This is a genomic window from Cupriavidus necator A5-1, from assembly GCF_000744095.1.
Taxonomy (GTDB): domain Bacteria; phylum Pseudomonadota; class Gammaproteobacteria; order Burkholderiales; family Burkholderiaceae; genus Cupriavidus; species Cupriavidus necator_A.
In genome coordinates this window covers 1,298,630-1,311,586 of record NZ_JQLI01000008.1, presented here as the reverse complement: position 1 = coordinate 1,311,586, position 12,957 = coordinate 1,298,630, and the positions used below count along the sequence as shown (strand labels likewise).

The following is a 12,957-nucleotide window of genomic DNA, read 5'->3' as shown; positions in this document are numbered from 1 at the left end:
CGGTCATGCGCCGGCACTCCGCTTGTTATCGATCTATGGCCAACGGCAACAGCGTCACGAAACTTGAGCGCACAACATACCCTGCCGAAGTGGGGCCCACGCCACCTGCGCCGTCGGGGGCCGGCGGAACTTTTGGGTAAACTGTCGGCATTACGGGGCGCGCCGCGCCCTGCCAGCCTCTGTGCAGTTCCCCATGTCAAATACCCACGAAATCCGCCCCGGCCAGTCCATCGAGCTGCTCAAGGAACTCCATATCCTGACGCGCGACGGCAAGCTGAACCAGGACAGCCGGCGCAAGCTCAAGCAGGTCTACCACCTGTTCCAGTTCATCGAACCGCTGCTGCAGGAGGTCAAGAAAGAGCGCGGCCGCGTCACGCTGGTCGACCATGGCGCCGGCAAGTCCTACCTCGGCTTTATCCTGTACGACCTGTTTTTCAAGACGCTGCAGGACGACTCCCATATCTACGGCATCGAGACCCGCGAAGAGCTGGTGAAGACCTCGCAGGCGCTGGCCGCGCGGCTGGGTTTTCCGGGGATGTCGTTCCTGAACCTGTCGGTGGCGGATTCGATCACCTCGCCGGAGCTGCCGCCGACGGTGGACGTGGTCACCGCCCTGCACGCGTGCAATACCGCGACCGACGACGCCATCCGCTTCGCGCTGGCCAAGCAGGCGCGGCATATCGTGCTGGTCCCGTGCTGCCAGGCGGAAGTCGCAAGCGTGCTGCGCAAGCACAAGGGCAAGCTGCTGGCCGGCAATCCGCTGACCGAGATCTGGCGCCACCCGCTGCATACGCGCGAGTTCGGCAGCCAGGTGACCAACGTACTGCGCTGCCTGCAGCTCGAGGCGCACGGCTACCAGGTCAGCGTGACCGAGCTGGTGGGCTGGGAACACTCGATGAAGAACGAGTTGATCATCGCGCAGTACAAGGACCTGCCGCGCCGGCGCCCGGCCGAGCGGCTCGACGACGTGCTGGAACAGCTCGGGCTGGAGGAGATGCGCGAGCGCTTCTTCACCACGCCGGCGTAATCAGTCTTTCTTCTGCGGCTCGTCCTCGCCCGCCAGCCAGCGCTGCCAGCCGTCATGGCCGAGGCCGCGCATGGTGGCCTGGTTGCGCTCGTAGATATCGGCCGAATCCGGGAACGCCGCCACCGCGCGCGCGATGCTGTCTTCGCGCAGCAGGTGCAGGATCGGATACGGGGCGCGGTTGGTGTAGTTCTCGATGTCGTCCGGCTCGGTGCCCGCGAACTGGTAGTGCGGATGGAAGCTGGCGATCTGCAGCGTGCCTTCCAGGCCGAGGCTGCCCAGCAGGCGCTCAGCGAAGTACAGCAGGTCGTTGAAGTCGAGGAAGTCCGCCACCGCATCGGGCAGAATCAGCAGCGTCGTGTCGATCTGCGCCGGGTCGGCTTCCTCCAGCAGGCGCAGTTCGCGTTCCAGGTCGTCCATCACATCCGGCGCTTCCGTGGCCGTGCTGACCACGTAGCGGACCTGTTCCTTCACATACACGCTCTTGGCGAACGGGCACAGGTTGAGCCCGATCACGGCGCGCTCCAGCCAGTGGCGGGTGGCGGCAATGACGGTGTCTGCGGAGGTGGCGGAGGAAGACATGACGGCGATACTCGGGAAACCGTCATTCTAGCGCTGCGGCAGGCTCTATAATCCGCGGCGGAAACACCCCCGCCCTCCTTCGAGCTTCCCCATGCCCTCTTCCCTCAACCCTGCCCTGCACAGCACCAGTACCGACGTTGCCATCATCGGCGGCGGCCCGGCCGGGTTGATGGCGGCCGAAGTGCTCGCGGCGCAGGGTGTCAGCGTGGCCTTGTATGACGCGATGCCGTCGGTCGGGCGCAAGTTCCTGATGGCCGGCAAGGGCGGCATGAACCTGACGCATGCGGAGCCGGAGCCGGCCTTCCTGGGCCGCTACGGCGCGCGCGCGGCGCAGATCGCGCCGATGCTGGCGGGCTTCGGCTCGCAAGCCCTGCGCGAGTGGGTGCATGGGCTTGGCATCGACACCTTTGTCGGCAGTTCGGGCCGCGTCTTCCCCTCCGACATGAAGGCCGCGCCGATGCTGCGCGCGTGGCTGCACCGGCTGCGTGAATCCGGCGTGCAGTTCCATATGCGCCATCGCTGGCTGGGTTGGGAGGACGGCGCACAGCACACGCTGCGCTTCGCCACGCCGCACGGCGAAGTGTACGTGCAGGCGCGCGCCGTGGTGCTGGCGCTGGGCGGTGCAAGCTGGGCGCGGCTGGGATCGGATGGTACGTGGGTGCCGCGACTGGCGGAGCGCGGGGTCGAGATTGCGCCATTGCGGCCGGCTAATTGCGGTTTCGATGTGGCGTGGAGCGAAGGCTTTGCCTCGCGCTTCGCGGGCACGCCGGTCAAGCCGGTGGCCATCGCCCTCACGGATCGCGACGGCCATCCGCACTACCGGCAGGGCGAGTTCGTGATCAGCGCGAACGGCATCGAAGGCAGCCTGGTCTATGCGCTGTCGGCACCGATCCGTGACCGCATTGAAGCCGAAGGCAACGTGGTCATCCACCTGGACCTGCTGCCTTCGCACAGCGCCGAACAGGTCAGCACCGATGTCAATCACCCACGCGGTGCGCGTTCGCTGTCGAGCCACCTGCAAAGCCGGCTCGGCATCACGGGCGTCAAGGCGGGGTTGCTGCGTGAATGCCTGCCGAAGGACGCGATGTACGACCCCGGCACGCTGGCCATCTCGCTCAAGGCGCTGCCGCTGCGGCTGCTGCGCGCGCGGCCGATCGATGAAGTGATCAGCAGCGCCGGCGGCGTGCGTTTCGAGGCGATGGATGAACGGCTGATGTTGCGCGCAATGCCTGGCGTGTTCTGCGCGGGCGAGATGCTCGACTGGGAAGCGCCCACTGGCGGCTACCTGCTGACGGCATGCTTCGCCAGCGGGCGCACCGCGGCGCTGGGCGCCGCGGCTTACCTGCAACAGGCTTAGGCGGCGGCCTTGCTGCCGACGAGGCTCAGCGCCACCGCTTCGGCGACTTCAATGCCGTCGATGGCGGCCGAGTAGATGCCGCCAGCATAGCCGGCGCCCTCGCCCGCGGGGTACAAGCCCTTTACGTTGATGCTCTGATAGTCGTCGTTGTTGCGGCGAATGCGCAGCGGCGACGAAGTGCGCGTCTCCACGCCGGTCAGCACCGCATCGTGCAGTGCAAATCCGGGCAGCTTCTTGTCGATCTCGGGAATGCCCTCGCGAATCGCCTCGATCACGTAATCTGGCAGCGAAGTGCTCAGGTCGGTCGGCGTCACGCCAGGCTTGTACGAGGGCTCGACCGAACCCAGCGACGTCGACGGCCGTCCCGCGATGAAATCGCCCACCAGTTGCCCCGGTGCGCAGTAGTTGCTGCCACCCAGCTCGAACGCACGCTCTTCCCACTTGCGCTGGAACTCGATGCCGGCCAGCGGGCCGCCGGGATAGTCCTCCGGCGTGATGCCCACCACGATGCCAGCGTTGGCATTGCGCTCGGCGCGCTTGTACTGGCTCATGCCATTGGTTACCACGCGGCCAGGCTCTGACGCTGCCGCCACCACCGTGCCGCCCGGGCACATGCAGAAGCTGTAGACCGAACGCCCGTTGCTGCAGTGATGCACCACCTTGTAGTCGGCCGCGCCCAGCAGCTTGTTGCCGGCGAACTTGCCGAAGCGGCTGCGGTTGATCAGCCCCTGCGGATGCTCGATGCGGAAGCCCAGCGAGAACGGCTTGGCCTCCATGAAGACGCCGCGCTTGTGCAGCATCTCAAAGGTATCGCGCGCGCTGTGGCCGACCGCCATGATGACGTGGTCGGCTTCCAGGTATTCGCCGTTGGACAGCTTCAGGCCGCGCACCTGGCCGTTGTCGATGTCGATATCGTCGACGCGCGTCTCGAAGCGGATCTCGCCGCCCAGTTCGGTGATCTCGGCGCGCATCTTCTCGACCATGCTCACCAGGCGGAAGGTACCGATGTGCGGGCGCGCCTTGTACAGGATGTCCTCCGGCGCGCCGGCGCGCACGAACTCGTTGAGCACCTTTCGGCCATAGTGCTTGGGGTCCTTGATCTGGCTGTACAGCTTGCCGTCCGAGAACGTGCCCGCGCCGCCTTCGCCAAACTGCACGTTCGACTCGGGATTGAGCACGCTCTTGCGCCACAGGCCGAAGGTGTCCTTGGTGCGCTCGCGCACTTCCTTGCCGCGCTCCAGGATGATGGGGCGGAAGCCCGACTGCGCGAGGATCAGGCCGGCGAGCAGGCCGCACGGGCCCATGCCGATCACCACCGGGCGCGGATGCGAGCTGCCCGCCTGCGCGCGCGCGACGAAGTGGTACTCCATGTCGGGCGTCACGCTCCAGTTCGGCTTGCCGGCCATGCGTTTGATCGCGGCGGCCTCGTCGCTGACTTCGATATCGATGATGTAGGTCAGTTTGATGTCCGAGCGCTTGCGCGCATCGTGGGCACGGCGGAACACGGTGTAGCCGATCAGGCCATCTCCCTTGACGCCGATCTGCGCCGCGCCGGCGCGCACGGCGGCGTCCAGGTCGCTTTCGGTATGGTCGAGCGGGAGTTTGACTTCACTTAGACGTAGCATGGGGAACCCGAGAACTGCGGCCGGGGGGTTGGGCACACAAACGTGCCAGGCCGGCCGGAGCGCAATTTTATAGTTTTTCGGGCGCGGGGTCGGCAATCTGGCGGGATGCGGGCTTGCGGACCGGGCCGCCGGGGCGCGCAGTCCGCATGAGCAAGGCTTTCAGGCGCGCCAGCAGGCCCGGCGGTTGCGCGATCGCCAGCGCGCCCGGGCGCCGCGCCGCGACCTCCAGCCAGCCGCGCGCGGGCACGACCAGCGTGTCGCCGGCGCGCAAACGCTGGCGCGGCATATGGCAGGTATCGGCCAGCCATTGCGGCGGACCGGCGACGTCCATCTCGCCCGCACTGGCACGCAACACGGCGCCCGCCACCACGCGGATGCGCAGGCTCTGGCCGGCCGCGAGCCGCACGTCCGGCGATGCGGCAGAAGTGTCTTTTGGATCGCTTTGCATGGCTGGACTCCGGTAGCAGGCACAGGACTCCAGCCTATCGACCGGCACTCGCCCGCGGCAGGCACACCCCGGAACCGCCTGGACCGGAACAGCGATGCGAATTCCGCCCTGTTACGATACAGCCGCCCCGCTTCTGTATCTGTACCGATGTGGCCAACCACGCCACGATGCCGCCATGGACTCCGCCCCGCTCTACCGCCAGGTTGCCGGCCACTACCGCCGCGCCATCGAATCCGGCACGCTTACCGCCGGCGACCGCATGCCGTCCGTGCGCGCGCTGATGGCGCTGCACAGCGTCAGCCTGTCCACCGCGCTGCAGGCCTGCCGGCAACTGGAGAGCGACGGCTTGCTGGAAGCGCGGCCGCGCTCGGGCTATTTCGTCGCGGCGCCGCTGCGTCCGCCGCTGGCGGCGCTGGCCGAGCCGGCGACGGCCTTGCCCGATCCGGCGCAGTACGTGGGCATCCACCAGCGCATTTCCGGCTTGCTGGCGCGCGGCCAGCACCAGCATGTGCATACCAACCTCGGCGGCGCCTATTGCGCGCCTTCGCTGTACCCGACCGAGACGCTGCGCAGCGCCGCGGCCCGTGCGCTGCGCCGCCATCCGATGCTGTTCGGCGAAGCGGTCGAGCCCGACGGCTACCACCCCCTGCGCGCCGCGCTGGCGCGCCAGGCGCTGCACTCGCGCGTGCAGCTGGCGCCGGAAGAGATCGTCATCACAAACGGCTGCACCGAGGCGCTCAACCTGGCCCTGCGCGCGGTGGCTGGCCCGGGCGACGTGGTCGCGGTGGAGTCCCCGACCTACTACGGCCTGCTGCAGATCCTGGAAAGCCTGGGCATGCGCGCGCTGGAAATCCCGTGCAGCCCGCAGACCGGCATCTCGCTCGAGGCGCTGGAGCTGGCCGCGCAGCACTACGACAACATCCGTGCGGTGGCGGTGGTGCCCAACCTGCAGAACCCGCTCGGCTGCATCATGCCCGACGCGAACAAGGCACGGCTGGTGCAGTGGTGCGAGGCGCGCGGCATCGCGTTGATCGAGGACGACTGCTTCTCGGCCACCGCCGACGGCGACACGCCGCCGGCTGCGGCCAAGGCATGGGACGAAGGCGGCAACGTGATCCACTGCGCCTCGCTGCACAAGGTGCTGGCGCCGGGCATGCGGCTGGGCTGGATCGCCGCGGGCAAGTGGCAGGCGCGCGTGGAGATGCTGAAGTTCGGGCTGTCGCGGCCCAACGAGATGCTGTCGCAGATGGCGGCGGCGGACTTTCTGGCCTCCGGCGCGCATGACCGCCACCTGCGCCGGCTGCGCCCGCGGCTGCAGGCGCAGCGCGAATGGTTCGCGCAGGCGGTGGCGGCGAGCTTTCCGGCCGGCACGCGGCTGGGCGCGCCGCGCGGCGGCATGCACCTTTGGGTGGAGATGCCCGCGCAGGTCTCATCCGAGGCGGTGTTCGACGAGGCGCTGGCGGCCGGCATCCGCGTGATGCCGGGCGTGATGTTCTCCAATGCCGGACGCTTCGACCATTGCCTGCGCATCAACTGCGGCACGCCACGCTCGACGCAGATCGAACGCGCGTTGGGGACGCTGGCTGCCGTCGTGCAGCGGCTGGCAGGCTAGCGCCGCCGTATTTGCGACATCACTCCCTTTTTACGCCCCGCTCGCCTATCCTAGTGCGCTGTTGCGCTGGAGGGGCGGCCCGGCTGGTTCCCGGGCATCGGTCCAGACCGCCGCGTGGCAAGGGAAAAAATAAAAAGGAGAATGGCCTTGAGCAGTGCATCCGCGGCGTCGCCCGCCGGCAATACCGGCAATCTTGGCGATCACCCAGACGACTACCAGACCCTGTTCCAGCTCGCGCCGGTATCGCTGTGGCTGGAAGACTTCAGCGCCGTGCGCTGGCACTTCGAGCGGTTGCGCAGCGAAGGCGTCACCGACCTGCGCGCGTGGCTGCGCGCCGACCCGCAGCAGGTGGCGCGGTGCTCGGCGCTGATCCGCGTGATCGCCGTCAACCAGCGCACGCTCGACCTGTTCCGCGCGGCCGATCTCGACGACCTGGTGGCCAACCTCGACACCGTGTTCCGCGACGACATGTTCGACCAGCACGTGGAAGAACTCGGCCAGCTGTGGGACGGCGGCAAGCGCTTTGCCAGCCAGACCGTCAACTACACGCTCGACGGCGAGCGGCTCGATATCCGGCTGGAGGCTAGGGTGATGCCGGGTCATGAAGACACCTGGGAACGCTTGCTGCTGTCGGTCGAGGACATCACCGCGCGCGTGCGCACCGAACGCGAACTGCGCCGCAGCGAGCAATATGCGCTCGGCCTGTTCGAGCATTCGCCGGTGTCGCTGTGGGTGGAGGACTTCAGCGCGATCAAGATGCTGCTGGACGAGGTGCGCTCCGCCGGCATCACCGACTTCCGCACCTTCCTCAACGTCCATCCGGACTTTGTCTCGCGCTGCATGCAGGAGATCCGCGTGCTCGACGTCAACCAGCAGACGCTGCTGATGTTCGGCGCGGAATCGAAGCAGATCCTGCTGTCGCGGCTGGGCGACGTGTTCCGCGACGACATGCGCATCCACTTTGCCGAGCAGTTGATCGACCTCTGGCATGAAAAGCTGTGGCAGCAGCGCGAGGTCATCAACTACGCACTGGACGGCCGCGCCGTGGATGTCTTCATGCAATGGTCGGTGTTTCCGGGGCGCGAAGCGGACTGGGACCAAGTGCTGGTGTCGCTCACCGACATCACCGCGCGCAAGAAGGCCGAGGCCTATGTAGAGTTCCTGGGCAAGCACGACGTGCTCACCAAGCTCTACAACCGCGCCTACTACGAAGACGAACTGGCGCGGCTGGGCCGCAAGGGGCCATGGCCGGTCACCGTGGTGGCGGTGGACCTGAACGGGCTGAAGGTGGTCAACGACCAGTTCGGCCACGCCGACGGCGACGGGCTGCTGCGCCGCACCGGTGAGGTGCTGAAGAAGGCCGTGGGCGAGCAGGCCTGCGTGGCCCGCATCGGCGGCGACGAGTTCATGATCCTGCTGCCGGGGCGCGACGAGCGCGGCGCCGCCACAGTGGTCGAGCAGATCGACAAGGTGGTGGAACTGAACAACCAGTTCTATCCGGGCGCGCGGCTGAGCTTCTCGATCGGCTACGCCACCTGCGTGCAGGGCGATCGTCTCAGCGATACCGTCAAGCTGGCGGACAGCCGCATGTACGACGCCAAGCGCGCCTACTACGAGACGCCGGGCAACGAGCGCCAGCGCGACTGAGGGACTGGCCGGGCGTGGTTCAGCCCGGCGTGCATTCGCCGCGCATCAGCGCCCACTCCTCGCACTGCTTGCCGGACGGGAAGGTGCAGGTGCCGGTCTGCCCGCCGGGCGTCGACACGATCTGCAGCTTGCCGCCGCGTTGCGTGCAGTTGACGGAGGCGGGGCAAGTGAGCAGCCCCTTGTAAACTGCTTATAGGTGTGCAATTATTATCACCCATGAGCATACTTGCTAAAGTTACGATGAAGGAGGCGTGCGCGATGCTGGGCATCCACCCTGGCACGCTTCGCCGATGGGAGTTCGACGGGAAGATCTCCGCCGATCGGACTCCGGGTGGTCATCGTCGCTATAATTTGACCGCTCTAATGGAGTTGGCCGGCAAGAAGGTCGAGGAAGCAGAGCGCGGGCGTACTACGCTCGCCTATGCGCGCGTTTCCAGCCACGACCAGAAGGCCGATCTGGAGCGTCAGTGCCAGGTGCTGGAGTCGTTCTGCGCTGCGAAGGGATGGCCCTTCGAACTCATCCGGGATCTCGGCTCCGGCATGAACTATGAGAAGAAGGGCCTCAAGCAACTGCTCAAACGTATCTGTGCCGGAGGCGTTGATCGGCTTGTCATCACACACAAGGACCGGCTCTTGCGATTTGGTGCAGAGCTCGTTTTTGCTCTGTGCGAGCAATTCGGAACGGAAGTCGTCATCATCAATGCCAAAGGCGATTCGACGTATGAGGAGGATCTTGCCTGCGACGTGCTTGAGATCATTACCGTCTTTTCGGCGCGCCTCTATGGCAGCCGTTCCCACAAGAATCGTCACGCCATGAAAGCCCTGAAAGAGGCTGCAGATGCCATTCAAGAGGGCTGATCCCACCACTATCCAGTTCGCGAGGAAGGTCCGTCTGGTGGTGGACGCTGATGCTGCGGGCAAGCTCGACGGGCAATCCAAAATCTGCAACTGGCTATGGAATCGACTCAAGGACGAAGTCGAGACGCGCATGGCGGAGTTGTCCATCGTCGGCGGCTATGGCTATCTTGATGAGGCGCGAACCAAGAAGCTCCTGTCGGAGGTCTATTCCGAGATCGGGCTTCGCAACCTCGTGCCGCCGCTCAAGGAGCGTCATCCCTTCTTGCGCTGCGTGTTTTCTTCACCGCTGAAGAATGTCGCGCTGCGCATGGCCAAGGCCATTGCCTCGCATCGAAAGTCGAAGAACGGGCAGCGCTGCGGCCCAGACGTGGGCTGGGTCAAGTACAAGGCATGGGCCAAGCACTGGATGAGCCTGGAATACGACGAGCCAGGCAAAGGCTGGAATGTTTCCCAGTTCGGTTGGCTCAACCTGTCGTTCGGCGCGAACGCGCAAGGACAGCGGCTGTCGCTGCGCCTGAAGATGGAGAAGACACCCAAGGAGATCGCGAGCGCTCGCACTTGCCGGATCGTCCGCGAGGGCCGCGACCGCTATTTCGCTGTGTTCACGTTCAAGGGGCAGAAGAAGGCCAGGCAACGCGGCACGCGCGTGGTCTACATCGATCCGAACCTGAAGAACTTTGGCTACGCTCTGGATACTGAGGGGCGCGCCTTCGAATTGTCCAATCTTGAGAAGTTGAAGGAGTCGGAGCGCATTCTCGATCGGCTAACGAGTCTGCGTGACCGGTGCATAGCAAAGTCGCTGTGGGTAGATACCGTCCACGGCGATGGCACGGTGTCGACGCATTGGCGTCCCAGTCGCCGCTGGAAGCGTTTGGACGACGCTGTGGAGCGAATGCAAACCAAAGTGCGAGAACAGAAAAAGCACTTCATGTATTCGCTGGCGAACCAGCTCTGCAGGCACTACGACGTGATTGGGATCGGCAACTACGTGCCGGAGAACACCAACCGCGGCAAGGGCCGCAAATACAACCGCGCGGTAAGAAACAGAACGATGCACGGTGCATTCAAGGACATTGTCTCGTGGGTCGCGACGCGCTCCAGAAAGCATGCGCTGGTGCTGGATGAAACCGGCACCACGCGAACGTGCCATGCGTGTGGTCACGTTGTCGAGGGCGGGATAGCGCCCGCAATTCGGGAGTGGGATTGCCCGGGCTGCGGCACCTGCCACCTGCGCGACGAGAATGCCTGTCAAAACGGTCTGCGGCGGCTGCTGACGCAAGTCGGCGACGCTGTGGACTGCTCCCATCTGCCCTGCTCGGGCCCCGTTCAGACTATCGGGCGGTGTGATTGGCGATTCCATCCGCAAGGATGGACGGGAGTCCCGAGAGGGGGCGCCAATGTGAATTCAATGCGCCTGCCGGAGTACCGGCAGCGAATGCGCGCGTTACCGCGCGCTCGGGTTGGTGACCGCGCGTCCAAATCTGCAAAGACGTCGCCATCAGCGATGCGTAGGCTTGCTTAGATTTGGAAGAGCGGTTCGCCATGCCGACCGCGGCGCCGGTGCCTGCCGGGCGCTCTGCAGGCGTGGTGGTGCAGCCAGTCGCGCAAATGGCGGCGGCCAGCCACAGTGCGGTACCAGCGCGCATCGCGATCTCCTTGTCGAGGTGAAGGAAAGGCGGGACCGCCCAAAGCAAAGAGCCGGCTTGCGCCGGCTCTGTTGCGTATTACAGGTAGACGACCAACACCACGCCCAACACGATCAGCCCGAACTTGGCCACGTAGTAGGCCTTGCGGTTCCAGGCCTTGAAGCGGCGGCGGTATTGCCCGCCCAGCCAGACGAAGCGGAACAGCCGGTTGATCATGCCGGTCTGGTCATGCTCATCATTGGGCGAGCTGGCCGCAGTCATGACCTTGCGGCCCATCCAGTGATTGAACTTGGTCGCCCAGCCGTAGCGCATCGGACGCTCGATATCGCAGAACAGGATCAGCCGGTTGGCGTCGCTGCGGTTCTCGGCCCAGTGCAGGTACGTTTCGTCGAACACCACGCCCTCGCCGTCGCGCCAGCTGTGGCGCTCGCCGTCGACCTCGATAAAGCAGCGGTCGTCGTTGGGCGTGGCCAGACCCAGGTGGTAGCGCAGCGAACCGGCGAACGGGTCGCGGTGCGGGTTGAGCTTGCCGCCCGGCGGTAGCTCGGCGAACATCGCGGCCTTCACGGTCGGCAGCTCGCGCAGCAGCGCCACCGTCTTGGGGCACAGCACTTCGGCCGACGGGTGCTGGGCCTCGTACCACTTCAGGTAGAAACGCTTCCAGCCGTACTTGAAGAAGGAGTTGAAGCCGGCGTCGTCGTTCTTTTCCGCGGCCTTGATCTTGCGCATCGCGGCCAGCGCCAGGCCTTCGTCGCGGATTTCAGGCCAGGCGGCGCGCAGCTTTTCCAGGTCGGGGAATTTTTCGACCGGGATATACGGGGTACGCGGCACGCCCGAGAACGCGTACATGAAGCAGTTGATCGGCGCGACCAGCGCCGAATGGTCGAGAAACTGGCGCCAGATGCGCAGCCTTACCTTGCCGCGGAAGTGCACATACAGGATGGCACCGAGGTAGGCCGCGACGATTATCCACTTGATCACCGAAATCCTCCTGGTCAGCCGCCACCGCCGCGTCAGGCGCCGCGGGCAGGCTGGGTGAAAACCGGTATTTTAGCGAAACGGCAGGGGCGCCGCAGCTTGAGACGATTGCGGCACATGGTCCCGGTTGCGGCCGGGTGTCCGGCAGGTGCGTTCAGGACTCGCCGCGCGACTGGCGGGCGATGCGCTCGATCAGCGCCTGCGCGTCGTCGGGCAGGCCCTGCAGCGTCAGCAGGCGCGCGTTGAGCACCAGGTTTTCCAGCACCAGCTTGGCGGTCGACGCCCACATCGTCGCCAGCAACGCTTCGGTCGGCATGCCGGACGCTTCCATCTCGGCGGAGCGCTCAGCGATCAGCCGGCACGCCATGCGGCGAAGCGCGCCGTCGTCGAACGGCAGGTCGGCGTAGTCGATCGGGTCTTCCTTCTCCACTTCCACCATCAGTTGCAGCAAGGTGTCCTCGGTCATGGGCAGACTCCAGGCAAAGCGCGCCAGGCTGCACGCACAATGGCGGCAGCCTCTGCAACCGAAGCTAATGCACCGCGCCACGGCTTGTCAATCGACCGGCCATGGCGGGCAGGCAGCGGGCAATCCGATCAGAGCGCCGGCGGCTGGCGGCGGAAGCCCACGCCGAAGCGGTTCCAGGCGTTGATGGCCGAGATCAGCAGCGTCAGGTCGGCCATTTCCTTTTCCGAGAATTGCTCGCGCAGCGCGTTGTAGTCAGCGTCCGGCGCCTGGCTTTGCGGCAGCAGTGTCAGTGCCTCGGTCCAGGCCAGCGCGGCGCGCTCGCGCGGGGTGAACCAGCTCACCTCGCGCCAGGCGGGCAGCAGGTTCAGGCGGCGCTCGCTTTCGCCATGCTTGCGGGCGTCGGCCACGTGCATGTCCAGGCAGAAGGCGCAGCCGTTGATCTGCGAGGCGCGGATCTTCACCAGCTCCTTCACGCTGGATTCCAGCGAGCAGCGGGCCAGGTAGACCTCCAGGCCGATCATCGCCTTGTAGGCGTCCGGGGCAACGTCCTGCCAGTTCATCCGTTCTTCCATGGTGGTGGTTCTCCAGTTCGTCAGCTTGGATTTTCGCGGGCACCTGGCGCGATCCGCGAGGTGCTCGTTGGGATCAAAGATAGGCGCACGGATTGGCGCCGTACACTGCCAATTTCCGGCAGAATCTGTAGACCAATTCCGC

Annotated in this window: 13 protein-coding genes; 6 read left to right on the top strand and 7 right to left on the bottom strand. The window is 65.8% G+C overall.

Annotation, left to right across the window (positions count from 1 at the left end; all coding sequences use genetic code 11):
• Window positions 1-193 precede the first annotated feature (193 nt).
• Entirely contained in the window at window positions 194-1,027 is an 834-nt protein-coding gene (locus tag K307_RS30200; protein ID WP_042884595.1) for a class I SAM-dependent methyltransferase, read from the top strand.
• Here K307_RS30200 and K307_RS30195 read toward each other — a convergent pair whose 3' ends face one another.
• Entirely contained in the window at window positions 1,028-1,606 is a 579-nt protein-coding gene (locus K307_RS30195) for a DUF1415 domain-containing protein (protein WP_042884594.1), read from the bottom strand.
• Window positions 1,607-1,697: 91 nt separating this feature from the next.
• Here K307_RS30195 and K307_RS30190 point away from each other — a divergent pair, with 91 nt between their 5' ends.
• Window positions 1,698-2,963 (top strand): TIGR03862 family flavoprotein, encoded by a 1,266-nt coding sequence (locus K307_RS30190; RefSeq protein WP_042884593.1) that lies wholly within the window; start codon window positions 1,698-1,700, stop codon window positions 2,961-2,963.
• Here K307_RS30190 and K307_RS30185 read toward each other — a convergent pair.
• Window positions 2,960-4,588, bottom strand: a complete 1,629-nt coding sequence (locus tag K307_RS30185) for an NAD(P)/FAD-dependent oxidoreductase (RefSeq protein WP_042884592.1) — start codon at window positions 4,586-4,588, stop codon at window positions 2,960-2,962. The genes K307_RS30190 and K307_RS30185 overlap by 4 nt on opposite strands.
• A 67-nt stretch (window positions 4,589-4,655) precedes the next feature.
• A complete protein-coding gene (locus K307_RS30180) occupies window positions 4,656-5,036 on the bottom strand; it encodes a hypothetical protein (protein WP_042884591.1) in 381 nt (126 codons plus the stop codon).
• 175 nt (window positions 5,037-5,211) lie between these two features.
• Between K307_RS30180 and K307_RS30175 the strand changes: the two genes are divergently transcribed.
• Together K307_RS30175 and K307_RS30170 are read left to right on the top strand one after the other, a co-directional pair.
• The gene (locus K307_RS30175) at window positions 5,212-6,648 is read left to right on the top strand and encodes a PLP-dependent aminotransferase family protein (RefSeq protein WP_042884589.1); all 1,437 of its coding nucleotides are present in this window, start codon (window positions 5,212-5,214) and stop codon (window positions 6,646-6,648) included.
• A gap of 141 nt (window positions 6,649-6,789) precedes the next feature.
• Window positions 6,790-8,295 (top strand): sensor domain-containing diguanylate cyclase, encoded by a 1,506-nt coding sequence (locus tag K307_RS30170; RefSeq protein ID WP_230626178.1) that lies wholly within the window; start codon window positions 6,790-6,792, stop codon window positions 8,293-8,295.
• A gap of 19 nt (window positions 8,296-8,314) precedes the next feature.
• Here K307_RS30170 and K307_RS51200 read toward each other — a convergent pair whose 3' ends face one another.
• Window positions 8,315-8,470 (bottom strand): DUF333 domain-containing protein, encoded by a 156-nt coding sequence (locus K307_RS51200; RefSeq protein ID WP_080745265.1) that lies wholly within the window; start codon window positions 8,468-8,470, stop codon window positions 8,315-8,317.
• 41 nt (window positions 8,471-8,511) lie between these two features.
• Between K307_RS51200 and K307_RS30160 the strand changes: the two genes are divergently transcribed.
• Window positions 8,512-9,153, top strand: a complete 642-nt coding sequence (locus K307_RS30160) for an IS607 family transposase (RefSeq protein ID WP_042884451.1) — start codon at window positions 8,512-8,514, stop codon at window positions 9,151-9,153.
• Window positions 9,134-10,675, top strand: a complete 1,542-nt coding sequence (locus K307_RS30155) for an RNA-guided endonuclease InsQ/TnpB family protein (protein WP_051975226.1) — start codon at window positions 9,134-9,136, stop codon at window positions 10,673-10,675. The genes K307_RS30160 and K307_RS30155 overlap by 20 nt, the downstream gene beginning before the upstream one ends.
• A gap of 202 nt (window positions 10,676-10,877) precedes the next feature.
• Here K307_RS30155 and lpxO read toward each other — a convergent pair whose 3' ends face one another.
• The 3 genes from lpxO to K307_RS30140 all read right to left on the bottom strand — a co-directional run bounded on the left by lpxO (window position 10,878) and on the right by K307_RS30140 (window position 12,815).
• Window positions 10,878-11,780 (bottom strand): lipid A hydroxylase LpxO, encoded by a 903-nt coding sequence (gene lpxO, locus K307_RS30150; RefSeq protein WP_042884588.1) that lies wholly within the window; start codon window positions 11,778-11,780, stop codon window positions 10,878-10,880.
• Window positions 11,781-11,931: 151 nt separating this feature from the next.
• A complete protein-coding gene (locus K307_RS30145) occupies window positions 11,932-12,243 on the bottom strand; it encodes a hypothetical protein (protein WP_042884587.1) in 312 nt (103 codons plus the stop codon).
• 128 nt (window positions 12,244-12,371) lie between these two features.
• Window positions 12,372-12,815: a carboxymuconolactone decarboxylase family protein gene (locus K307_RS30140; RefSeq protein ID WP_042884586.1), complete on the bottom strand. Its 444-nt coding sequence runs from the start codon at window positions 12,813-12,815 to the stop codon at window positions 12,372-12,374.
• Window positions 12,816-12,957: the final 142 nt, after the last annotated feature.

What these genes read in the sequence shown, in the direction of transcription:
- K307_RS30180 (WP_042884591.1), bottom strand. Translation starts at nt 5,036, where the DNA reads ATGCAAAGCGATCCAAAAGACACTTCTGCCGCATCGCCGGACGTGCGG.
- K307_RS30170 (WP_230626178.1), top strand. Translation starts at nt 6,790, where the DNA reads ATGGCCTTGAGCAGTGCATCCGCGGCGTCGCCCGCCGGCAATACCGGC.
- K307_RS30160 (WP_042884451.1), top strand. Translation starts at nt 8,512, where the DNA reads ATGAGCATACTTGCTAAAGTTACGATGAAGGAGGCGTGCGCGATGCTG.
- K307_RS30145 (WP_042884587.1), bottom strand. Translation starts at nt 12,243, where the DNA reads ATGACCGAGGACACCTTGCTGCAACTGATGGTGGAAGTGGAGAAGGAA.
- K307_RS30140 (WP_042884586.1), bottom strand. Translation starts at nt 12,815, where the DNA reads ATGGAAGAACGGATGAACTGGCAGGACGTTGCCCCGGACGCCTACAAG.
- K307_RS30195 (WP_042884594.1), bottom strand. Translation starts at nt 1,606, where the DNA reads ATGTCTTCCTCCGCCACCTCCGCAGACACCGTCATTGCCGCCACCCGC.
- K307_RS30200 (WP_042884595.1), top strand. Translation starts at nt 194, where the DNA reads ATGTCAAATACCCACGAAATCCGCCCCGGCCAGTCCATCGAGCTGCTC.
- K307_RS30155 (WP_051975226.1), top strand. Translation starts at nt 9,134, where the DNA reads ATGCCATTCAAGAGGGCTGATCCCACCACTATCCAGTTCGCGAGGAAG.
- K307_RS30190 (WP_042884593.1), top strand. Translation starts at nt 1,698, where the DNA reads ATGCCCTCTTCCCTCAACCCTGCCCTGCACAGCACCAGTACCGACGTT.
- K307_RS30175 (WP_042884589.1), top strand. Translation starts at nt 5,212, where the DNA reads ATGGACTCCGCCCCGCTCTACCGCCAGGTTGCCGGCCACTACCGCCGC.
- K307_RS30185 (WP_042884592.1), bottom strand. Translation starts at nt 4,588, where the DNA reads ATGCTACGTCTAAGTGAAGTCAAACTCCCGCTCGACCATACCGAAAGC.